The organism is Pseudomonas sp. 1L-C-7-B-C1 (assembly GCF_057291635.1).
Genome location: NZ_JBXAWH010000002.1, coordinates 363121 through 384024 on the forward strand (window position 1 = coordinate 363121; position 20904 = coordinate 384024).

A 20904-nucleotide genomic window follows, 5' to 3' on the forward strand; every position below is an offset into this window, starting at 1 on the left:
GATACAAAACCGTTCACACATCCCGTCATCAATTCGATTAAAGTTACGGCGTTTTGCCGGTACTCATTTAGGAAGTCTCCTACACTCCTCTCAGAGAACTCGTACGAGGCAATCTAATGAAAATTTCATCGCCGGCCGCTACGAGTTCTTTGCAATAAAGGGCAAAGGAGTGTGGAATAGGCGCCGCTCTGAATCCGGCTATCAATGCGATAGCCGATTCGTACGGGAAATTACCGCCAGCATCAGGCAAGATTCCCATGCCGTTCTGCCCCAGGAGCGACGCTCACTGTGACGAGACGATGAACCTGGGGAATTAAAATCGTACCAATGGCGTCATACTGATGACCGCATTTGGATGCAATCGGCAATTACCATCACCCAAAGGCTCACGCCAGCCTCCCGGCAGAGGCGCTTCATGAGGCCATCAAGGAAAAGATTATGTTGATACTCACCCGTAAAGTCGGCGAAAGCATAAACATCGGTGACGACATCACCGTTACCATTCTGGGCGTTCAGGGCCTCCAGGTCCGTCTCGGGATCAACGCCCCGAAAGATGTTTCCGTACACCGCGAAGAAATCTACAAACGCATCAAGGCCGAAACTGCAACCGACCAGGATCCGCAATAAACCCACCGGTTTATGCTTATTCGATAACTGTCAGCGGCCATCAGGTGCTGACAGATCGGCGACGGCGACTGACAAGGCGCCGTTTTTTTCGTCCGCACTTTGGATCCATCAAAGTCAGCTTCGCTGATAACTAAGCGTGAGCGAATGCAGAGAATCTGCGTATCGGACGATGCACTTCCGGATGTCGCGACAAGTTGTCAGACATCCGGTATCGCCAACTAAAACGGCCGACCTCCATAAGAGATCGGCCGTTTTTAGTTATCAACCGGTTTAACCCGATCAGCCCGCCGTGTTCAGGTGGCTGGCGATGGTGTCTTTTGCCTGCAGGCGTTTTTCCTTGAGTTTTTTCAATTCGTCATCGGGAATATCGCCCGCCTCTTCGGCGCTGACAATCTGGATGTCCAGCTCATCGTAGTGCTCGACCAAGGCATTGAGCTTCGCGTCGCCGCCTTTGCGCTCGGCAAGGTCTTCTTTGGTGATGCTCAGGTCCGCGTACAAATCGTGCTTAACCGGCATGGGATGCCTCTCCTCTGATGACTGATGTAGGCATGTTGAGGGTAGCCCAGCTTAAAGGTTCGGCGTTTTTGCCGATGTGAATAACGCGCTTTGACATGCACGATCCTGTACAACGGGCTAGGGTATCGGTCGAACCCTTTTCATGCCATTTCAAGGATCGACCATGACCTCGCCGTTTTCTCGTTCTCTTCTCGCCAGCGCTCTGGCCTTCGGTATCGCCTTCTCCGCGGCAGCGCCTGTCTTCGCCGAGCCCAACAAACAGGTCCAGGCGGATGCCGAGCATTACAAGGACGAAGCGCTGAAGCTGCTGGAGCAACTGGTCAATATCGATTCGGGCTCCGGCTATGAGCCGGGACTGACCCAAGTGCGTGACATCGTCGTCGCGCAACTCAAGGCGCTGGGCGCGACTATCGAAATGGTCCCTAACACCGCGCCGGACAAGAGCCAGCATGTGGTCGCGACGCTCAGGGGCACCGGCAAGGCGAAGATTCTGCTGATGGCGCACATGGACACCGTATTCAAGGAAGGCTCCGCCGCCGCCCGGCCATTCCATATCAAGGACGGTCGTGCGTACGGGCCGGGGGTGATGGACGACAAGGGCGGCATCGTTGCCGGGCTCTATGCGCTGAAGATTCTGAAGAAGCTCGACTTCAAGGACTACGCGCAGATTACCTTCCTGCTGGACGCCAGCGAGGAAACCGGCTCGGCCGCCGCTACGGCACTGATTCAAAAGGTCGCCAAACAGCACGATGTGACCCTGAACCTGGAACCGGGACGCCCTGCCGACGGCCTGGTGATCTGGCGCAAAGGCAGCGCCACCGCCGTGGTTGAGGTCAAGGGCAAGGCATCTCACGCCGGCGTCGCGCCGGAACTGGGGCGCAATGCGGCCATGGAGGCGGCACATCAGATCCTGCAACTGGGCAAACTCGGCGATGCCGAGAAGAAGACCACGATCAACTTCACCGTGCTCAACGCCGGCGATCGCACCAACGTGATCCCCGATCAAGCCACCGCCAAGGCCGATGTCCGCGCCGCCGTGCCGGAGGAGTTTGATCGTATCGAGAAGGATCTGGCGCGGGTGTCGGCTGACAAACTGATCCCCGACACCCAAGTGACGACCCGTCTGGAGCGCGGCTTGCCACCGATGCCGCAGACGCCGGAAACCGACAAACTGGTCGATATCGCTCAGGGCATCTACGGCGAGATCGGCCGCAAGCTGACCGTCGAAGGCAGCGGCGGCGCGGCCGATGCGAGCCTCTCGGCCGGGGTCGGTGTGCCGACGCTGGACGGCTTCGGCATTGTTGGCGGCAACATTCACACGCCCGAGGAATATGCCGAAGTCGACAGTGTGTCGCCGCGCATTTACCTGTTGACGCGGATGATCATGGAGCTGGCGACGCGCACTCCGGGCAAGTGACCAACGCCTGGTCGTCTCTCGGGCAAAAAAAATCCCGGACCACCCAAACAAAGGTGCGCCGGGATACAAGTGCTGCAAGGAGAGTCAGGATTGCGCGTTGGCCAGCACGGGCCAGAGGAACGGCAGACGCTCTTCGCTGCGACTGGACACCAGTCGCGGCGCTGCAGGAACAGGCTGCACGGCCGGGGTCTGCAGGCGGGTCAGGACCGAGTCGATCACGACGCCGCTGGCGTCGTGATGGAACTGCCAGACGCCGTAGATGCGGCCGTCAAACGACGCTTCGCTGCCCAGTCGTGGATCGACGCCCAGTCCTGCGCCCAGACCGAACAAGTGCAGACCATGCAAGCGCTGACCGCTGGCGTCGAGCGGACACCCCGAGGGATCGGAATCCAGCCCACCCTTGACCTCCATCAGCGTGATGGCCTCGCCACCGGCATGACTCAAGGCCGGCAACACCGGCTGGTAGCCCGTGCACTGCACGACGATCTCGGCTTCCGCCAGCGCTTGACGCGCTCGCTCGAACTGATCGGCCGGGCCCTGATGGGTTTGCAGCAACTGCACGCGCACGCCGGTCTTGCCGATCTGGCCCTTGGACAGGGCTTCACGTCCCACGTCCAGCGCCCGGTAGCGCAAACCGCCGGAGCGGTTGACCCGACCCGAAACCGGGCAGACGTCCCTCGCCGCATCGAACGCATAGCCCGCATCCAGCGCGGCCTGAGCAGTTTCGTAAAACAGACGGATCGGCGAACGGTGCACCAGCGTCACCTCCTCCAGGCCGGCAAACTCCAGCGCGTCGGCCAGGTTTTCCAGCACCGAGAACGCGCTGTGGGAGCCGCCCACGACGCATACCCGCCCTTTGCCCGCCAGCGTCGTCGCAAAAAGGTGGCGCAACTGCACGGCGTTCATTCTCAGCAGCGCGTCGGCGCTCTCGATCCGCGCCGAAGGTGGCACCGCGAGGCCTTGATCCGCCAGGCTGTCGAGCAGGTGCTGAGGGTCCTGCCAGCCGCCCAGATTGAGGACGACTGCGCGGCTACGAATACGCCGACTGCGGCCATCTGACTCGACCCACACCTGATACTCATCGTCTTCGCGCACGATCTCGGTGATCGTCGTGCTGCTCCATAACTTCACGCCATAGCGCTCGACGATAAAGTCGAGCACCAGCTTCGAGGCTTCCGCCAGCAGTTCAGCGACGTCCGCCAACTGCGGCGCGCTTTGCGCCTGGTGTCTGATGCGCCAATAGGCGGCCGAATGTTCCAGGGGTTCAAATACATCACGCAGCGCCGGGTCGCGCAGACAATCCAGAAACACATCGCCCACCGAGTTGGCGGTGATTCGGTAATCGCCCAGACGCCCCGTGCCCGGCGTGGGACTTGCGTCGACAATGATTAAACCTTCCTTGGCCAGTTCTGGCATGGCGCCGCTTTTCAATGCGTTGAACAGCAGCCCCATTCCTGCAGGTCCGGCACCTCCTACTACACAACCGCAATCGGTTTCCAGATGATCTCCTTGCATAATTGTCACTCCACGCTGGGTCGTTACCGTATCGCCGCCTGCGTTATGAACAGCCGCACTTCCGTGCGCGTTCAACCGCTATCGCTGAGACGATGTCTGAACTTTCTAGTTGAAAAAAAATGAGCTGTTTACTAAATGACTAAATTTGGCAGGCATGAATGCCGCAATGAGGAGCGACACATTGGCGGCAGTGACAACAGGAGCATCGACCCGGGTCAATTGATCCGGCGCAGGCTCTGGAACGCCGCGTTAAGGGCCGCACACCCTTCCCGAGGCTCCGTCGATCCCACAGTCCGCGCCGCCTGTTGTCAGTTTTCCCCAAGGGACGCTACCGCCAACTCATCGCGCACCTGAACGGATTTATCCTGGAACAAGAAGTATCGGGCGCTTGCACTAAGCGCCGTTCAGCGAAGTCGAAAACGTAAAGTGATAGTTGCAAAGAACTGACGAGGTGTCAATTTTACGAGACAAAGACGATTCCGAGCTTTAGGTAGTATAAATAACTGATTTTTATAGGAATTTTTATTTTGACGCCATCCAATCGGCGCTCCATGCTGAGCCCATGGATTTATAAAATAACTGCCCCTTGAAATTTAACTGCGAATGGCGGGTCGCTGCGGCATTAACTAACTCTGCTCGCAACATGCAATGCGCCTTGAGTCATTTATTGCTCGTACTTTTCTATGATCATTAATGTTCCCCAGCATTTATTGACGCCAGAATTACCCATCTTCTTAAGTGAATTGAGCTGGCTGCAATGGCAAGAGGACCCTGCCGGATCCGATGAATGGAATACTTTCGTATGGCCAGCTGAGAACTATTCGGCCCTGCCGTACCTCCATTGTGGTGTGTTAGCACTTTCCCAAGGACAGAGAGGTGACCTATGAATGATGATAAAACCGATCAGTCCAGCATCGCCGAAATTGATTATTCGCGGGACACGCTGTTCGGACCTATTCCGATGCAGGCGACCTGCCGAGTACGTCTCGCGACGATAGAGCACGAGGGGCACAGCTTGCGCGAGCTGACTATCCTCGGTGATGTGCCGGATTATTTGCCCAAGTCATCGATCATTCGCATTGCGATGGACGGCCGCATTGAGGCGGGGCCCGTTCGCGAGCACTATGCGGTTAAAGGCAACGGCGAAGAGCATTTCAAACTGCTCTTCGAGAATGAGCACCCACACCGGACGCATTGAAAACGCTCGCGCTACTGCGCGCCGTTGTGGACGTGGACGGCCTGAGCGATGCCAAGGGGTTTGCCGGATCGGGGCTCCACGTTTGGAGGAATGCCGAGGGTCGGAGGGATGAAAAGCAGCACTGCTGCAGAGGGCGGCGCTGTATCAAGCGCTGTGGCCTCCCCGCCCGCACCTTGACGTGCGGGCAGCCCGTCGGTCCCGTAGCGCAGGCCTTCAACCTGAGGCTTGATTTCCAGCACCGGCTCCGGTGGCAGCAGTTGCTCTCGCTCCAGGGACGTCATCGGCGGTCGGAAGCTGGCGTTCCGCATTTCGAGCCGATCGAGCATCGTGATGATCGACGCAGCGCCAACCACAACAATGCCCAGCAGGCAGCTGACGCCGATGATGACCTTGCGACGGCGGCGCGCTGGCGCCGCTCGGTTGTGCTCTGGTACTGCATCGATCTCGGGTTGCGCGTACGCCATGCAAATCCTCAATGTCCCGCCTGGCCACCGTGGCCGATGCAGACCAACATAAGGCGGAACGGTGATTATTGCTAGAGGCCTGCGCTCAACTCACCAACGCGTGCGGGTAACGCCTGGCTTTCCCGAGTTCGGCCTGAAGGTCACGGATAAGTGCGCACAAGGCATGGCTATTATCGAGCGAGTCCAGAGCAATATTGCAAGCGAACAACTCGACGCGCTCGGTGGCAGGGTCTACGACTTCAACCGTCATCCGATCCTCTATCACCGTGCAGTTGCAACGCAAAGGCAGAAACGCACTTTCTATAATGTTGCGCAGTTCAAGTTTAGAGAGCGTACAGGCAATCATTTTCCAATCCTCCGCAGGCAGGACTGGGTGACGCCTTCAGCCGCTCGCCTGACCATAAATCAGCACTTACACCAACGGGAAAACGTTTCCCGGGCGCCCCGTTCGCCAGTCGACAAACAGGGATATCCAAGTTATACGCCGCGCCCCAAAGTGAAGCAAACAGCCTCTGTCGCGCTCATCTCAGGCCACCCGCCGCCAGAATGCCGAGGTAAATCGATTCACTGCGGTACAACTCGGCCCGTTCACGCTTTAATTGGCTGAATAACCGGACGAATGAGTGCTATATCTGCTTAGCCATCCGTCGGACATAAGTCAAAGGCCCGACGAGCGACGTCATTTACCGGTCTACGGAGTTAGCTGCGTAGCAACTTGAGGTGAATAAGTGCAACGCGCGCGCCTTTCTTGTCCTGACGCTCTTCAATGGCGAAGGGTTTGAAGCCCAGCTTGGGGTAAAACAGCAATCCCGGGACGTTATGATTGAAGCAGGAAGCGGTCAGCTCCGCCGCTTCATGTTTGCCAAAAGCCAGTTCCATCATGCAGCCGATCATGTAGCGGCCAACGCCTTTGGAGCGAAAGCGCGGATCAATGATGACGTTGCCCATCGAGCAACGGCCTCTGAAATCGTAGCGGGAGAAGTTGGCGAATCCCACGACCTGGCCGTCCAGCTCGATGACCGTGTTGTCCGAACGCTGGGCAATGGACTCGTTGAGCTGCTCCGGGGTCAGCGGGAATACCGCCTTGGGGAACATATAGAAGAGCTCATCAATGCTCTGGGGCATATCGCAGATGAAAGGGACGTCTTTTTCTTCCAGGGGGCGATGGATAAACATGGTGAGTTACCTCTCGAAGAAACAGGAGCCGTGGGCGGACTATAAATGTCATCCCTTAGAGCTGACGGTATAAGACACCATCCGGGCATGAATGTGCCGAAATGTTACAAATGGCCTGAATCCGCCGCAGAACATTGTCGCAAACCCCTGACAGTCATGGAAATGCTCTCACCGGGCAGAACGCCTCCGCCCTTTTAGCGACTCATGCATTTTGCACGACGACATTCGCGATTGAATTCTTCATTCCATTGATTTTATTACGTTTTTATCTGGGTGAGCGATTGGCACAGGCAGTGCACCGTAATGGGGAGAAGCACAACATCATTCGCACGGAGCAGCACCATGAACGTCTCACCTGATTCTTATCCTGCCGCTGTAGAAGAATCCTCCACAGTCTCGGGCGTGTCCTGGGGTGCCATCTTTGCTGGCGCTGCCGGCGCCGCTGCCTTATCCCTTATCCTGATTTTGCTGGGCTCGGGCCTTGGTTTTTCAGCGATGTCGCCCTGGGCCAACGAAGGCGCCAGCGCCAAGACAATCGGTATCTCGACGGTCGTCTGGCTCGCGCTGACGCAAATCGTGGCATCCGGTCTTGGCGGTTATCTCGCTGGTCGACTGCGCGTCAAATGGGCCAACATGCACGGCGACGAAGTTTATTTCCGTGACACCGCGCACGGCTTCCTGTCCTGGGCTGTCGCGACGCTGGTAGCTGCCGTGCTGGTCGTGGGCTCTGTCAGCGGCGTCGTCGGAAGCGGCGTGAAAGCCGGCGCCACTGCGGTAGCGGGCGTTGCCGCTACTGCCGCCACTGCCGCTGGTTCTGCAGCCGGCAATACCAGCAGTGATCAATACGGTTACTACATCGATTCGCTGTTCCGCGATGACCGCCCTGCTGCTGTTAGCGATGATGCGGCCCACGGTGTTGTGGTGCGTATCTTCACCAAGACAATGGCCAACGATGGTCAGCTGGCTCCGGAAGACCGCACCTACCTGGCACAGCTGGTCGCTCAGCGTACCAACTTGAGTCAGGCCGATGCCCAGGCGCGCGTAGATCAGGTTTACGGTCAGGCCAAACAAGCTGTGGCCGACGCCAAGCTGAAAGCTCAACAAGCTGCTGATGCTGCCGCCAAGGCCGCTGCAACCGCTGCGCTGTGGACTTTCGTTTCGCTGCTGTGCGGCGCGTTCGTGGCAAGCCTTGCCGCTATCTGGGGTGGTCGTCGTCGTGATGCAGTCACGTATGTCGAAACCCGTGCTTATTCCACTACTTCCAGCATTCGCTAATCAAGGAGAGTCATCATGCGTTCACTACTTCTGTGGTTCCTCGGCATCCCAATCCCGATCATCATTTTGATTGCGCTGTTTGTGCATTGATTGAGTGATTGATTAAAAATCCGCGCTGTTCTCCCAGAGGCAGCGCGGATTTTTTTCGTCTGCAGGAAGAGAAGTTGCCCGTTGGAGAGATCAAGAGCGTCTGCCTAAGGGCAGACATTTCGCCTTCGGCGACTTACATTTGAAAAGTCGAAAGTCGCACCACCCAAAAGTAAGCAAAAGTGCCTGCTCCTGGTTTGGCCCTTCCTTCGTCAGGGTTCCTTCACTCCGGTCTCGCTCCGTGGGCCCGCGCCGAACGGGCATCCATGCCCTGACGGCGCTCTCGCCGCATCCATGCGGCTCGACCCACTCCGCGAAACCTGCGTTCAGCCTGCACCCAAGTCGCGATTGGCGGTGTCTGGACTTTCTGCGTACGAAGATCAAAAGCAAAAGCTTCCCGGCTGAAGCCGGTCCTACAAGAGCCAATCGCGCTAACTGCAATGGTTGTCTTTAGTGGGACCGGCTTTAGCCGGGAAGAGGCAAGCCCAGCCGCCAACAATTTCGCTGAGCGCCCCCTCCTGTGGGAGGGAGCTTGCTCGCGAATGCCGTATTCCAAACACCAGATATTCGGGGAATGTACCGCCCCCTTCGTGAGCAAGCTCACTCCCACGAGTCCTCAGCGTTTGGACTGCCCGTGCTCTCCCCTTAATCTGATTTGGATCTGCTTTTGATCTTGATCTTCATACACAAGAGGCTCAAACACCGCCAATCGCGACTTGGGTGCAGGCCGAGCGCAGACGACGCGGAGTGGGCCGAGCCGCATGGATGCGGCGAGAGCGCCGTCAGGACATGGATGTCCGTTCGGCGCGGGCCCACGGAGCGTCGTCGGAGTGAGGGTATTCCGACGAAGGAGGAACCTAACCAGGAGCAAGCACCCTTGGTTACTTGGGGTGCTTTTCCAAGTAACTCGCCGAAGGCGAAACGTCTGCCCCTAGGCAGACGCTTGTGATCTTGATCTTAAAGATCCACGCCATCGATCATGGCATCCCCAACCAGTTCGGCAGCGCCAGCGAAATGTATGGCACGTAAGTCACCAGCAACAGGAACACCAGCAGGATCGACAACCACGGCAGCGCCGCACGAATAGTCTCGCCCAACGTCAGACCCGTCACCGCAGACGTCACGAACAGGTTCAGCCCCACCGGAGGGTGGACCAAGCCGATCTCCATGTTGACCACCATGACGATGCCCAGGTGAATCGGATCGATGCCGAGTTTCATCGCGATCGGGAAAAAGATCGGCGCCAGGATCAGGATGATTGCCGACGGCTCCATGAAGCTGCCCGCGACCAAAAGGACGATGTTCACCATGATCAGGAAGCCGATCGGGGTGAGGCCCTCGGAGATGACCCAGGCGGTAATCTGCTGCGGAATCTGCTCCGTGGTCAGGACGTGGGCGAACAGCATGGCGTTGGCGATGATGAACATCAGCATGATCGACAGGCGCCCTGATTCCAGCAGCACCTTCGGGCAGTCCTTGAAGCTCATGTCCTTGTAGACGAACAGCGCGATGAACGCCGAATACACCGCCGCCACCGCCGCCGCTTCCGTCGGGGTGAACATCCCGCTGTAAATCCCGCCGAGGATAATCACCAGCAGCATCAGGCCCCAGAACGCCCGTTGCGCGGTGTGCAGCCATTGGCGGAACGTGACCCGTGGCTGGGCCGGGAGTTTCTTGACCCGGGCGACGATGTAGATCACCACCATCAGGATCACGCCGAGCAGAATCCCGGGCACCACACCGGCAATGAACAGCTTGCCGACCGAGGTTTCCGTCGCAGCGGCGTAGACCACCATTACGATGGAAGGCGGAATCAGAATGCCCAGCGTACCGGCGTTGCAGATGATGCCCGCGCCGAATGCCTTCGGGTAACCGGAGCGCACCATGCCGGCGACGGCGATGGAACCCACGGCTGCAACGGTGGCGGGCGATGAACCGGACAGTGCCGCAAACAGCATGCACGCCAGCACCGCCGCGATCGCCAGGCCACCGCGGATGTGGCCGACGCAGGCGTTGGCGAAATCTATCAGGCGCTGCGCCACCCCGCCGGTGGTCATGAACGCGCCGGACAACAGGAAGAACGGAATCGCCAGAAAGGTGTAGCTGTCGGAGGTTTCGAACAGTTTGATCGCCAGCGAACTCAACGAGTCAGGGCTGAACAGCAGGATCGAAACGGCGCCGGACAAGCCCAGGGAAATGGCGATGGGCACGCCCAGGAACATGAAAACGAAGAGCAACAGGAACAGGCAGATAACAGTCATCAGTGCTGCTCCTCGGCAGGGTTGGCGAGTTTGCTCGCTTCAGCCGCTTCGTCGGCCAGACCCAACCCGGTCTGCCGGTGCGTCCAAATGCGGTAGAGGATTTCCAGGTAGCGCGCGATCACCAGGCCAAAGCCGATCGGCACGATGATCGCGATGTACGCGACCTCGATACCGAACCGGTCGAGGTCCTCGGCGCCGATGCCGGCCACGAACAGCGCCGACACCCACTTGTAACTGGCGACGAGGAACAGACCGGCGTAGGCCAGGCAGCAGGCGCAGGCCAGCATCGCCAGAATCCGCTGGACCGGCTTGCTGGTTTTCTTGACCAGCGCGTCGACGCCCAGGTGGCCCGCCGTGCGCACGCCGTAGGAAATCCCAAAGAAGATCAGCCAGCCAAACAGCGCTTTGGTCAGCGCCACGCTCCAGGTCATGCCTTGGGCGTAGCCCATCAGGTGGTCGCCAATCGCGGCGAAAAAGTCGCTGCTCACCGCCCACTGATCGCTGAGGGAATAAAACAGGGTGTAGATGTTGTTCAACGCCACGTAGACGAAAGTCACGAGGGTCATGGCAGCCAGCAGGAAGGCAATGATGCCCTCCTCCAGATGCTCCCACAGTCGCGTCAGCGGGTGCATAAGCATTCTCCGAACGAAGCCGAACCTAGCCGGGTGTAGAGACGGCCGTGAAGGGGGACCACCCACGACATGGGTGGCCGCCGGGCCGTCACGGTCTGTAGCGAGAAGGGACTGAAGGGCTCAAGGCGCCTTGTTCGAATCGTCGGCGGCCTTGATCAGGTCGGCACCGATTTCCTCGGAGAACTTGTCCCAGACCGGCTTCATGACTTCACGCCATTTCGCGCGCTGCTCAGGGGTGAGCGTCACGATTTCACTGGTTTTTGAATCGATGATTTTCTGCTTGGCCGTCTGGTTCAGCGCTTCGGCCTGCTTGTTCACTTCGACGGTGACCTGATCCATGATCTTCTGCAGTTCGTCACGCACGTCCGCCGGCAGGCCGTTCCAGAACTTGGAGTTGGTGATGACCATATAATCGATCAGGCCATGGTTGGACTCGGTGAAGAACGGCTGCACCTCGTTGACCTTTTGGCTTTCGTAGTTCGACCAGGTGTTTTCGGTGCCGTTGACGGTGCCGGTCTGCAAGCCTTGATAGACCTCGGCGAAGCTCATCTTGCGCGGGTTGGCGCGCAGGGCGACGAATTGAGCTTCCAGCACACTGGAAGCCTGCACGCGGAATTTCAGGCCACGGGCATCCTTTGGCTCAACCAGCTTTTTGTTGGCGGACAATTGCTTGAGGCCGTTGTGCCAATACGCCAGACCGTGAATGCCCTTGTCGTCCATCGCAGTCAGCAGCGCCTTGCCCTGCGGCCCCTGCTGGAAGCGGTCCACGGCAGCAAGATCGTTGAACAGGAACGGCAGGTCGAAGATCTGCACTTTCTTGGTGTACTGCTCGAATTTCGCCAGGGACGGCGCCAGCATCTGCACGTCGCCGAGCAGCAGGGCTTCCATTTCCTTGCCATCGCCGAACAGCGAGGAGTTCGGGTAGACCTCGACTTTGACCTTGTCCTTCAAGGCCGGATCGGCGGCGACCATCTTCTGGAACAGCAACGCACCCTGCCCCTTCGGCGTGTTTTCCGCCACCACGTGGGCGAACTTGATCGTGATCGGGTCAGCGGCCTGTGCAAGGCTGGCCACAGACACCGCGGCCGCGCAGAAAAGCGCTTTGGTCAGCTTCAACATCGATATCACCTTTTTATTTTTGTAGGAGCTTATGTTTGAAGGAGCAGGTGGAGTGCATGAGCATAGTGCACCCCCACGATGACGATGCCCCGGTGTTTAGAGAATCAGCATTTGTGTAAGCCGGCGTTCGGGTTAGCTGAACGCACTGATGCGTTAAACCCGAGTCAACGCGGTTCACGCCGTCGCCAACGCCAGCAGCCGCTGAGCACGTAGTAGCACCGGCGCGTCGATCATCTGCCCTTCCAGCTGAAACGCCCCTGCCCCCTTGGCCGCTGCGCTGGCATTGATCACCTTTTGCGCCCAGTTCAGGTCATCGGTGCTGGGGGCCAAGGCGGCATGAATCACCGGCACCTGCGCCGGATGAATGCACAGCGCGCCGCCGTAACCCATGTCGTAGGCGTGGCGAATGGCGCGATGCAGGCCTTGTGGGTCGCCGATGGCCGGGTGAACGCCGTCCAGCGGTGGCAACAGGTCGGCGCCCCGTGAATGCAGTTGCACCGACATACGCGCCTGATCGAGAAACATCTGCGCGGCGTGGGTGCCGCTGTTGAGGTTCAGGTCCAGGTCCAGCGCCAGGTCGAGCCCGCCAAACGACAAACGCTCAACCCCCGGGGAACGGGCGATCTGCTCCAGGGCCAGCAGGCCTTTGGCGCTTTCGATGATCGGCAGGACCGGCTTGCCTGTCTGCCAGACCGCCGCGACGTGAGCAGCGCTTTCGACCTTCGGCAGCAGCACGCCGGCGACACCCGCGTATTGCTCGCAAAAGGCCAGATCGTCCGCATGCTCAGCATGGGTCGGCGCATTGACCCGCACCCACACTGAGGCTGGTGTGTTGTCGTTCAAGAAGGCCGCAAGATTGTCCCGCGCCTGGCGCTTGAGGGGCTCTTCAACGGCGTCTTCGAAATCGACGATCACCGCGTCAGCGCCCGCCGCCAGCGCCTTCGCAAAACGATCGGGGCGACTGCCGGGGACGAACAGTGCGGAGCGGATGATGGTTTGTGGCATGGTTGAAGCTCCTGAAAAAGGGTGTCATCCCGACGCTTTGGGCGCATGCTCGCAATGACTGCACTCCCTCCGCTGAAGATGTGGCGGATGTTGCGGCCATTTCGCGGCAAAGCGCGCGCCTACAGTTGCAAGCGGTGACGATAGGCCCGCGCGGCAAGGTAGAGGTTCAGACCACTCCGCCCGCTGCCATCCGCGCCTGGTCTTCAGTCGAAAACCCTAGCTCGCCGAGAATGCTGCCGGTGTGCTGACCAAGGCCCGGCACGCCGTCCATGCGCGGCGTGAACGCGGTGTTATGGCCCGGCGGCAGCAGCGACGGCAGCGGGCCGGACGGGCTGTCGACTTCGCGCCATCGATCACGCGCCTTGAGCTGCGGATGGTCCCAGACGCCTTGCATGTCGTTGACCCGGGCGTTGGCGATCTGCGCGTCTTCCAGACGGGCAACCACCTCATCGACGCTCAACGAGGCGAAGCCGTCGACGATGATCTGCCGCAGCGCCTCACGGTTCTCCGAGCGCTTGAAGTTCGCCGAAAAGCGCTCGTCAGTGGCCAGCGCCGGATCAAGCAGAACCTTCTCGCAGAACAGCGCCCACTCGCGCTCATTCTGCAAACCCAGCATGATCGTGCCGCCCCCGCCGGTGGGAAACGGCCCGTAGGGATAAATCGTCGAGTGGGACGCACCGGCCCGCGGCGGTGGCGGCGCGCCGTGGTAGGCGTAGTACATCGGGTAACCCATCCACTCCACCAGGCTTTCCAGCATGCTTACGTCAATGCGGCTGCCCACCCCGGTCTTGTCCCGCAGCATCAGCGCCGACAGTATCCCGGTGTAGGCGTACATGCCGGCAGCGATGTCGGCGATGGAACATCCGGCCTTGGCCATCTCGTTGTCGCCGGGGCCACCGGTGACCGACAAAAAGCCGCCCTCGCTCTGGATCAACAGGTCGTAGGCCTTCTTCTTCTCGTAGGGCCCGCCTTCGCCGTAGCCCGAAATGTCGCAGACGATCAGGCGCGGGAAGCGTTCGTGCAGGGCTTCGAACGACAAGCCCATGCGGGCCGCGGCGCCCGGCGCCAGGTTCTGTACCAGCACGTCGGCCTTGGCGAGCAGCGACTCCAGGATGTCGCCGGCCTGGTCCTGCTTAAGGTCCAGGGTCAGGCTTTCCTTGGAGCGGTTGGTCCAGACGAAATGCGAGGCCAGTCCGTCGACGCGCTGGTCGTAGCCACGGGCGAAATCGCCGACGCCGGGCCGCTCGATCTTGATGACCCGGGCGCCGAGATCCGCCAGTTGCCGGGTGCAGAACGGCGCCGCGATGGCGTGCTCGAGGCTGACGACGGTGATGCCGTCCAGAGGACGCGGGTTTTGTTGAGTCATGTTCGTAAACCTCTTCAAATCCCCTGTAGGAGTGAGCTTGCTCGCGATAGCATTTTGTCAGTCAGGGCTGATGGTTCTGACACACTGCAATCGCGAGCAAGCTCACTCCTACAAGGGTTGGCGTTCGCCTTAAATCAAATTGACCAGATCCTGCGCATCGCGCAGCTGCCAGACCCGCTGAATCAACGCCGTGCCCTGCTCCACCGTGCGTGCGCCGGAGAACGCCAGCAGGCGCTGAACCTTGTCCTCCAGCTCAGGCCGCGACAGGGTGTTGCCCGGGTCGCCCTTCGGCTCATCGATGCCGGCGCTAAGGGTGCGGCCATCGGTGGTGGTCACGATCACCCGACCCAGCCAGCGCGCTGGATAAGCACCGTCGACCTCCGGGTCCAGTTCCATCGTGACTTTTTCGCGGAAGGCCGCAACGTCGGCATCGCTCAGGGCCAGGTCGCGGAATTCGATCAACTGCGCACTGCCGTGAACCGCAATCAGCCCGAGCACGGCGCCCATGGAGAACTTCGCCTGGTGCACGGTCTGCGGCACATCGACCCGGCCAAGCACATCAATGGCGCCCTGATGAACCCGGGTCACGACCTTGGCGATCTGCTCATGGCGCAAGCCTTCGCGCTGCATCAGGTGCAGCAAGGCATCGGCCGCCGGATGGGTATGGCGGCACGAGGCGTGAAACTTGAACGAGGTCTCGACCAACGCCCAGCGGCTGCCGAGGCGATCGGACAGCTTCGCCGGATCGCTGTCGATGGACATCCCCGCGGCCATGCCCTGATCGCCTTCGAGAATGTTGCGCGCACCGGTCAGGCCGTCTTCGGTGAGGTACGCCGCCAGCAGGCCATCGGCGGCGGCCTTGGCGGTATGCAGCTGTTTGGAATCGGCTGCGTCACGGAGAAATTCCCACAGCCCGGCGGCCTGGGTGCCCGCCGTGCCCAGCAGGTTGATGAACTGCTCTTTGTCGAAATTCAGCAACTTGCCGACGCCCACGGCAGCGGCGAGCGTCCCTACCGTCGCGGTGGTGTGGAAAATGCGGTAGTGGGAGCGGCCCATGAATTCGCCGATGCGGATGCCGGCTTCGTAACCGGCGACCGACGCCAGCAATAAATCCTGTCCGGTCTTGCCGAGGTCCTGGGCCGCTGCCAGCACCGCCGAGAACACGACCGTCGCCGGGTGCAGCACTGAACTGTTGTGCAGATCGTCCTGCTCGACCAGGTGCGAAGACGCGCCGTTGACCAGCGCGGCGAAGTACGCCGAGGTGCCGCGACCGCTGACCAGAATCTTCGCCTTGCCCTGCTGCGGGCCCATGCGTTCGGCGTAGCGTTCGAACAACGGAATCGGCCGCGCGCCCTGGCTGGCCAGCGCCGAGCCGATCCAGTCGAGGAACAGGTCTTCGGTACGGTCCAGCACAGCGCCGGGAATTTGCTCGTAGGTCAGCTCGGCGAGGAAACCCGCCAATGCCTGGGTATGGCTCATGTCGGCGTCCTCAGAAGCTGCGCGGCAGGTCGAGCAGGTGCTCGGCGACGTAGGAAAGAATCAGGTTGGTGGAGATCGGCGCGACCTGATACAGACGGGTCTCGCGGAATTTGCGCTCCACGTCGTACTCGCAGGCAAAGCCAAAGCCGCCGTGGGTTTGCAGACAGGCGTTGGCCGCTTCCCATGACGCTTTCGCTGCGAGGTACTTGGCCATATTGGCGCTTGCACCGGCGTTCTTGCCGCTGTCGTATTCCTCGCAGGCACGCCAGCGCATCAGGTCCGCCGCTTCGATTTCGATGTGCGCTTCGGCGATGGGGAACTGCACGCCCTGGTTCTGCCCGATCGGGCGGCCGAACACCACGCGATCTCGGGCATAAGCGGCGGACTTTTCAATGAACCAGCGGCCGTCGCCGATGCACTCGGCGGCGATCAACGTGCGTTCGGCATTGAGACCGTCGAGGATGTAGCGGAAGCCTTTGCCTTCCTCGCCGATCAGGCTCTCGGCGGGCAGTTCGAGGTTGTCGAAGAACAGCTCGTTGGTTTCGTGGTTGACCATGTTGGCGATGGGCTGCACGGTCAGACCGTTGCCGATAGCGTCGCGCAGGTCGACAAGGAAGATCGACATGCCTTCTGACTTCTTGGTCACCTCGGCCAGTGGCGTGGTGCGCGCCAGCAGGATCATCAAGTCGGAATGCTGGACGCGGGAGATCCAGACCTTCTGGCCGTTGATCACGTACTTGTCGCCCTGCTTCACCGCCGTGGTCTTGATCTTGGTGGTGTCGGTGCCGGTGCTCGGTTCGGTCACGCCCATGGATTGCAGGCGCAGTTCGCCGCTGGCGAGCTTTGGCAGGTAGTAACTTTTCTGGGCGTCGCTGCCGTGACGCAAGAGGGTGAACATGTTGTACATCTGGCCGTGCACGGTGCCGGAATTGCCGCCGCAGGCGTTCACTTCTTCGAGGATCACCGAAGCTTCCGCCAGACCCAGTCCGGAGCCACCGTATTCCTCGGGGATCATCGCCGACAGCCAGCCTTCATCGGTCAGCGCCTTGACGAAGGTTTCCGGGAAGCCTTTCTGTTCATCGATCTTGCGCCAGTACTCGGCCGGAAACTGCGCACACAGCGCGCGAACGCCGTCACGGATGGCATTGAGGTCTTCGTTTTCGTAGGGATTCATGGTGTCCACTCGCATCGACCGGCGGCCATGGGATCGGCGCGCCGGGCTGTGTGTAAAGGAAGGAGATCAGTCGAAAATGACTTCGGCACTCTGGGCGACGCCGGCGTCATTACCGGCCCACAGCTGCGCCTTGCCCGGCTCGACGACTCGCCCACCGACGCGGAACGCCGCAGGCACGTTCAACGGGCGCACCCCGCGATAGGCGAAATGCCGCACACGCCTGTCGGGATGGGCGCGAATGAACGCGCGCAGGTTGAAGGTGGCGATCATCGGCCCGTGCACCACCAAGCCGGAATAGCCTTCGGTGCCGGTGACGTAGGGGTAGTCGTAGTGAATGCGGTGGCCGTTGAAGGTCACGGCGGAGTAGCGAAACAGCAGCGTCGGCGTCGGTTCGATGACCTCGCTCCACTCGCCCTGCTCCGGCGCGTCACCGCTGTTGATTTTCGGCGGATTGGGTTCGCGGTAGACGATGTCCTGCTCTTCACGCACGCACAACTCGCCGTGTTGCGAGTAGTCGTGGCGCACCGTTACGAACAGCAGCGAGCCGGTGCGACCGCGCTTCTCTTCGATGAGCAGAATGGTCGACAGGCGATGGGCGTCAGCGCCGACTTTCAGCGGCTGAATGAACTCGACTCGGCCACCGGCCCACATGCGATTGCGATTGTCCGCCGGCGGCAGAAAGCCGCCACGGGCCGGATGGCCGTCACCGCCGAATTGCGCTTCGAACACCGGCTCCTGGAAAAAACACCACTGCCACAGCGGCGGTAGCGGGTCGCCGACAGCGGGCGTGGGCTCGCCAAAGGTCGCCGCGATGCGCTTGATCAGGTTGACGCTCAGGTGATCCTGGGCTTCTTCGGTGCGGCCAATCCAGGCCGTAAAATCCACGGGTGACGCTGCAGCGCTCATGGGCGAAAACCCTCTGGGTTTGTTGTTATGGCCCGATCATGGAAGTGCGCTGGCATTCTGTGAATTTGCATTTGCGTATAGCGGCGTTCGGGTATGCTGAACGCCTCCTGCAGCATCCGGACACCCACCATGCATTTCGACCTGGCTGACTTGCGTCTCTTCATTCATATCGGTGAATCACCCAGCCTGACCCAGGGGGCGCGCCGGGCGTTTCTCTCACCTGCCGCCGCCAGCGCGCGGATCAAAGCGCTGGAAGGCCAACTCGGCACGCGCCTGCTGTACCGCGACAGCCGCGGCGTTGAACTGACGCCGGCCGGTCAGCGCCTGCTCAAACATGCACGGCTGATCATGAGCCAGGTGGATTACCTGAAAAGTGAGTTCACCCGCTACGGCACCGATTCGGCCGGGCACATCCGCATCTTCGCCAACACCACCGCCGTTACCGAGTTTCTGCCCGAAGTGCTGGCAGGGTTTCTGGCGAAACGGCCTGGCGTCACGGTGGATCTGCAAGAGCGCCTGTCCCGGGACATCGTGCGCGGCGTGCTCGATGGCAGCACCGACATGGGCATCATCGCCGGCCCGGTGGAAGCGGCGGGTTTGCAGGTCATCCACTTCAGCACCGACCGCCTGGTCCTGACCGTGCCGGTGGGCCATGAGCTGGCGGCCGAGAAAAAAGTCACGTTCAAGCAGACCCTGGCGTTCCAGCACATCGGCCTGCACGAAGGCAGCACGCTGCTGAGCTTTCTGCGCGATCACGTCGAGCGGCTGGGGCAGAACCTGTCGTTGCGGATTCAGGTGTCGAGCTTCGAAGCCATCTGCCGGATGGTCGAAGCGGGGGTGGGCATCGGGGTGATCCCGGAGTCGGCGGCGTTGCGGCACAGCCGAACGATGGAGTTGGTGACCATCGAGCTCGACGAGCCCTGGGCGGTGCGCGAACGGAGCATCCTGGTCCGCGAACTGGACGCCCTGCCGGGGGTGGTCAGGGCGTTGATTGCGGTGTTGTTGCCTGGTGCTGAGGCCGCGACGCCCGAGGCGTAGTCAGATCCAGACGTCGTTCTGTGCCGTGCGTTCGTTGGTGTCGCTGCCGGTGTTGATGACGCCACTCGGCTCGATCAGCATCAGCTTTACTTCCTTCTCGGCGTTGGGTTTGTGCTCGACGCCCTTAGGGACTACGTACAGCTCGCCCGCATTGAGCTCGACGAATCCATCGCGAAAATCGATGCGCAAACGGCCTTCGAGCACGATGAAGGTTTCGTCGGTGTCAGCGTGGCTGTGCCAGAGAAACTCTCCTTCCAGTCGTGCCAGCTTGAACTGGTAGTCGTTCATCTGCGCAATGACTTTGGGCTGCCACTGCTCGGTGAACAGGCTGTATTTCTGGGCGAAGTTAACGGGGGTGTGATGAGTGTTGGACGTAGACACGAGGGCGGCTCCGAAGGGTTGATGTGGCGCCAATCTAGAACCTGGGGGTGGGTGGGGTCTTGTACGTTATTGCACGAGGGGTGCATCCGGTTTTGCGTTGTTGCAACTGAAGCTTTCCCGGCTAAAGCCGGTCCTACAGGATGACCGCGTGAAAATAGTGGGACCGGCTTCAGCCGGGAAAAGGCCTGTGTGTACGCCATCCATTTTGCGGTGTGGCAACTGGCGCATTCCCGGCTGAAACCGGTCCTAAAAACGCGGGGTGTCAGGGAGATACGCGGTTTTGTAGGACCGGCTTTAGCCGGGAAGAAGCCAGTGCGTACGCCATCTATTTATCGGTGTGACGCCTGAAGCATCCCCGGCTAAAGCCGGTCCCACAAGGTGTGTTTAATCCCCTTATGCGCGCGCCGCCAACATCTTCAACCACCGCCCCGGCGGGTAGCCGAAGGTCTTCACGAAATGCCGCGTCATGTGGCTCTGGTCCGAAAATCCGGCCATCACCGACGCGTCGCTGAGCGAGACGCCCAACGCTATCGAATGACGCACCAGGTCAAGCCGGCGCAAGGTCAGGTAGCGGTAGGGCGTAGTGCCGAACAGCACGCGAAAATCCCGCGACAGGCGCCAGCGATCGGTGTCGCTGGCCTGTTCCAGATCGGTGAGACTGACGCCCTGCTCCAGACTGGCCATGAGCATTTCCCGCGCACGTTGCGCGCCAGCGTAGTTGACGGTCTGGCGGCCCTTGCGCACTCCGGCGGCCGCTTGCAGAGCGATGGCGAGGTCGTAGATCGCATCGTCCAGTTCCAGAGGATCCAGCGCGGTGTTCAGGTCTGAAAGCAGCGCCTGCGTCGCCCTGAACAGGCGGGCGTCATTCGACGCCCCGCCCCTGATGAACGGCAGCGGCTTGCCGCCGAGCACCTGCTGAATCATCGCCGGTTCCAGGTAGAACATGCGGTAGCGAAAGCCGTCTTCGGTCCCGGCGTGGCCGTCATGGGCTTCGTCGGGGTGCAACACCATCGTCTGCCCCGGCAGGTTGTTTACCTGTTCCTTGCCGTACTGAAAGCTCTGCACCCCTGACATCGTGTGACCGATGGCGTAGGTGTCGTGGCGGTGCATCTCGAAACCGTGCCCGTGAAAGTACGCCTCGATGCGCTCGATCTGCGGCAGTGGCGCGGCACGCAGCACCCAGTCCCGTGCGGAGTGGGTCAGGTGGGTGTCTTCGTCTGCGTGTGTGTCCATCGGCAGGGCTCGCGGCAGTGTCTGGCAACGTGCGG

At 60.5% G+C, this 20904-nt stretch carries 20 protein-coding genes; 5 read left to right on the forward strand and 15 right to left on the reverse strand.

Annotation, left to right across the window (positions count from 1 at the left end; all coding sequences use genetic code 11):
* The first annotated feature begins 438 nt into the window (after positions 1–438).
* Positions 439–627 (forward strand): carbon storage regulator CsrA, encoded by a 189-nt coding sequence (gene csrA / locus AC0Z8Z_RS04870; RefSeq protein ID WP_122537958.1) that lies wholly within the window; start codon positions 439–441, stop codon positions 625–627.
* Positions 628–906: 279 nt separating this feature from the next.
* On the opposite strand, the gene AC0Z8Z_RS04875 is transcribed toward csrA, so the two are convergent.
* On the reverse strand, positions 907–1143 hold the full coding sequence (locus tag AC0Z8Z_RS04875; protein WP_272635402.1) for an HP1242/YdcH family protein: 237 nt from the start codon (positions 1141–1143) through the stop codon (positions 907–909).
* Between the two features lie 163 nt (positions 1144–1306).
* On the opposite strand from AC0Z8Z_RS04875, the gene AC0Z8Z_RS04880 reads away from it, so the two are divergent.
* Entirely contained in the window at positions 1307–2560 is a 1254-nt protein-coding gene (locus AC0Z8Z_RS04880; RefSeq protein WP_485618136.1) for a M20/M25/M40 family metallo-hydrolase, read from the forward strand.
* Between the two features lie 84 nt (positions 2561–2644).
* Here AC0Z8Z_RS04880 and AC0Z8Z_RS04885 read toward each other — a convergent pair whose 3' ends face one another.
* Entirely contained in the window at positions 2645–4012 is a 1368-nt protein-coding gene (locus AC0Z8Z_RS04885; RefSeq protein ID WP_485618138.1) for a pyridine nucleotide-disulfide oxidoreductase, read from the reverse strand.
* Between the two features lie 946 nt (positions 4013–4958).
* Here AC0Z8Z_RS04885 and AC0Z8Z_RS04890 point away from each other — a divergent pair.
* Positions 4959–5273 (forward strand): hypothetical protein, encoded by a 315-nt coding sequence (locus tag AC0Z8Z_RS04890; protein WP_485618139.1) that lies wholly within the window; start codon positions 4959–4961, stop codon positions 5271–5273.
* Between the two features lie 11 nt (positions 5274–5284).
* On the opposite strand, the gene AC0Z8Z_RS04895 is transcribed toward AC0Z8Z_RS04890, so the two are convergent.
* The 3 genes from AC0Z8Z_RS04895 to AC0Z8Z_RS04905 all read right to left on the reverse strand — a co-directional run bounded on the left by AC0Z8Z_RS04895 (position 5285) and on the right by AC0Z8Z_RS04905 (position 6913).
* Positions 5285–5737, reverse strand: a complete 453-nt coding sequence (locus tag AC0Z8Z_RS04895; protein WP_485618140.1) for a hypothetical protein — start codon at positions 5735–5737, stop codon at positions 5285–5287.
* A gap of 85 nt (positions 5738–5822) precedes the next feature.
* Complete coding sequence (locus tag AC0Z8Z_RS04900) at positions 5823–6083, reverse strand: DUF1652 domain-containing protein (RefSeq protein WP_485618141.1); 261 nt, start codon at positions 6081–6083, stop codon at positions 5823–5825.
* Positions 6084–6436: 353 nt separating this feature from the next.
* On the reverse strand, positions 6437–6913 hold the full coding sequence (locus AC0Z8Z_RS04905) for a GNAT family N-acetyltransferase (RefSeq protein WP_172611599.1): 477 nt from the start codon (positions 6911–6913) through the stop codon (positions 6437–6439).
* 342 nt (positions 6914–7255) lie between these two features.
* Here AC0Z8Z_RS04905 and AC0Z8Z_RS04910 point away from each other — a divergent pair, with 342 nt between their 5' ends.
* Positions 7256–8188 (forward strand): hypothetical protein, encoded by a 933-nt coding sequence (locus tag AC0Z8Z_RS04910; RefSeq protein WP_485618142.1) that lies wholly within the window; start codon positions 7256–7258, stop codon positions 8186–8188.
* A 1064-nt stretch (positions 8189–9252) separates the two neighbouring features.
* Here the strand turns inward: AC0Z8Z_RS04910 and dctM are convergent.
* The 8 genes from dctM to AC0Z8Z_RS04950 all read right to left on the reverse strand — a co-directional run bounded on the left by dctM (position 9253) and on the right by AC0Z8Z_RS04950 (position 18217).
* A complete protein-coding gene (gene dctM, locus AC0Z8Z_RS04915) occupies positions 9253–10536 on the reverse strand; it encodes a C4-dicarboxylate TRAP transporter large permease protein DctM (RefSeq protein WP_065989499.1) in 1284 nt (427 codons plus the stop codon).
* Entirely contained in the window at positions 10536–11168 is a 633-nt protein-coding gene (locus AC0Z8Z_RS04920) for a TRAP transporter small permease (protein WP_172611596.1), read from the reverse strand. Before AC0Z8Z_RS04920 ends, dctM begins: the two co-directional genes overlap by 1 nt.
* A 120-nt stretch (positions 11169–11288) precedes the next feature.
* Positions 11289–12287: a TRAP transporter substrate-binding protein gene (locus AC0Z8Z_RS04925; protein WP_122537934.1), complete on the reverse strand. Its 999-nt coding sequence runs from the start codon at positions 12285–12287 to the stop codon at positions 11289–11291.
* Positions 12288–12461: 174 nt separating this feature from the next.
* Positions 12462–13292 carry an HpcH/HpaI aldolase/citrate lyase family protein gene (locus AC0Z8Z_RS04930; protein ID WP_485618143.1) on the reverse strand — a complete coding sequence of 277 codons (831 nt, stop codon included), beginning with the start codon at positions 13290–13292 and terminating at the stop codon, positions 12462–12464.
* A 166-nt stretch (positions 13293–13458) separates the two neighbouring features.
* Positions 13459–14658: a CaiB/BaiF CoA transferase family protein gene (locus AC0Z8Z_RS04935; RefSeq protein WP_485618144.1), complete on the reverse strand. Its 1200-nt coding sequence runs from the start codon at positions 14656–14658 to the stop codon at positions 13459–13461.
* A gap of 129 nt (positions 14659–14787) precedes the next feature.
* A complete protein-coding gene (locus AC0Z8Z_RS04940) occupies positions 14788–16137 on the reverse strand; it encodes an MmgE/PrpD family protein (RefSeq protein WP_485618145.1) in 1350 nt (449 codons plus the stop codon).
* 10 nt (positions 16138–16147) lie between these two features.
* Positions 16148–17311, reverse strand: coding sequence for an acyl-CoA dehydrogenase family protein (locus AC0Z8Z_RS04945; RefSeq protein WP_485618146.1), 1164 nt, complete (start codon positions 17309–17311; stop codon positions 16148–16150).
* A 66-nt stretch (positions 17312–17377) separates the two neighbouring features.
* Positions 17378–18217 (reverse strand): HTD2 family dehydratase, encoded by an 840-nt coding sequence (locus tag AC0Z8Z_RS04950; RefSeq protein ID WP_485618148.1) that lies wholly within the window; start codon positions 18215–18217, stop codon positions 17378–17380.
* 129 nt (positions 18218–18346) lie between these two features.
* Here AC0Z8Z_RS04950 and AC0Z8Z_RS04955 point away from each other — a divergent pair, with 129 nt between their 5' ends.
* Positions 18347–19255 carry a LysR family transcriptional regulator gene (locus AC0Z8Z_RS04955; protein WP_485618149.1) on the forward strand — a complete coding sequence of 303 codons (909 nt, stop codon included), beginning with the start codon at positions 18347–18349 and terminating at the stop codon, positions 19253–19255.
* Here AC0Z8Z_RS04955 and AC0Z8Z_RS04960 read toward each other — a convergent pair whose 3' ends face one another.
* Together AC0Z8Z_RS04960 and AC0Z8Z_RS04965 are read right to left on the reverse strand one after the other, a co-directional pair.
* Entirely contained in the window at positions 19256–19636 is a 381-nt protein-coding gene (locus AC0Z8Z_RS04960) for a cupin domain-containing protein (RefSeq protein ID WP_485618150.1), read from the reverse strand.
* Positions 19637–20029: 393 nt separating this feature from the next.
* The gene (locus AC0Z8Z_RS04965; protein WP_485618151.1) at positions 20030–20869 is read right to left on the reverse strand and encodes an AraC family transcriptional regulator; all 840 of its coding nucleotides are present in this window, start codon (positions 20867–20869) and stop codon (positions 20030–20032) included.
* Positions 20870–20904: the final 35 nt, after the last annotated feature.

Bases quoted from the DNA above. Each gene is read 5' to 3' on its own strand.
- AC0Z8Z_RS04955 (WP_485618149.1), top strand. From the start codon at position 18,347: ATGCATTTCGACCTGGCTGACTTGCGTCTCTTCATTCATATCGGTGAA.
- AC0Z8Z_RS04950 (WP_485618148.1), bottom strand. From the start codon at position 18,217: ATGAGCGCTGCAGCGTCACCCGTGGATTTTACGGCCTGGATTGGCCGC.
- AC0Z8Z_RS04945 (WP_485618146.1), bottom strand. From the start codon at position 17,311: ATGAATCCCTACGAAAACGAAGACCTCAATGCCATCCGTGACGGCGTT.
- csrA (WP_122537958.1), top strand. From the start codon at position 439: ATGTTGATACTCACCCGTAAAGTCGGCGAAAGCATAAACATCGGTGAC.
- AC0Z8Z_RS04940 (WP_485618145.1), bottom strand. From the start codon at position 16,137: ATGAGCCATACCCAGGCATTGGCGGGTTTCCTCGCCGAGCTGACCTAC.
- AC0Z8Z_RS04920 (WP_172611596.1), bottom strand. From the start codon at position 11,168: ATGCACCCGCTGACGCGACTGTGGGAGCATCTGGAGGAGGGCATCATT.
- AC0Z8Z_RS04930 (WP_485618143.1), bottom strand. From the start codon at position 13,292: ATGCCACAAACCATCATCCGCTCCGCACTGTTCGTCCCCGGCAGTCGC.
- AC0Z8Z_RS04875 (WP_272635402.1), bottom strand. From the start codon at position 1,143: ATGCCGGTTAAGCACGATTTGTACGCGGACCTGAGCATCACCAAAGAA.
- AC0Z8Z_RS04910 (WP_485618142.1), top strand. From the start codon at position 7,256: ATGAACGTCTCACCTGATTCTTATCCTGCCGCTGTAGAAGAATCCTCC.
- AC0Z8Z_RS04925 (WP_122537934.1), bottom strand. From the start codon at position 12,287: ATGTTGAAGCTGACCAAAGCGCTTTTCTGCGCGGCCGCGGTGTCTGTG.
- AC0Z8Z_RS04885 (WP_485618138.1), bottom strand. From the start codon at position 4,012: ATGGGGCTGCTGTTCAACGCATTGAAAAGCGGCGCCATGCCAGAACTG.
- dctM (WP_065989499.1), bottom strand. From the start codon at position 10,536: ATGACTGTTATCTGCCTGTTCCTGTTGCTCTTCGTTTTCATGTTCCTG.
- AC0Z8Z_RS04900 (WP_485618141.1), bottom strand. From the start codon at position 6,083: ATGATTGCCTGTACGCTCTCTAAACTTGAACTGCGCAACATTATAGAA.
- AC0Z8Z_RS04935 (WP_485618144.1), bottom strand. From the start codon at position 14,658: ATGACTCAACAAAACCCGCGTCCTCTGGACGGCATCACCGTCGTCAGC.
- AC0Z8Z_RS04880 (WP_485618136.1), top strand. From the start codon at position 1,307: ATGACCTCGCCGTTTTCTCGTTCTCTTCTCGCCAGCGCTCTGGCCTTC.
- AC0Z8Z_RS04895 (WP_485618140.1), bottom strand. From the start codon at position 5,737: ATGGCGTACGCGCAACCCGAGATCGATGCAGTACCAGAGCACAACCGA.
- AC0Z8Z_RS04965 (WP_485618151.1), bottom strand. From the start codon at position 20,869: ATGGACACACACGCAGACGAAGACACCCACCTGACCCACTCCGCACGG.
- AC0Z8Z_RS04890 (WP_485618139.1), top strand. From the start codon at position 4,959: ATGAATGATGATAAAACCGATCAGTCCAGCATCGCCGAAATTGATTAT.
- AC0Z8Z_RS04905 (WP_172611599.1), bottom strand. From the start codon at position 6,913: ATGTTTATCCATCGCCCCCTGGAAGAAAAAGACGTCCCTTTCATCTGC.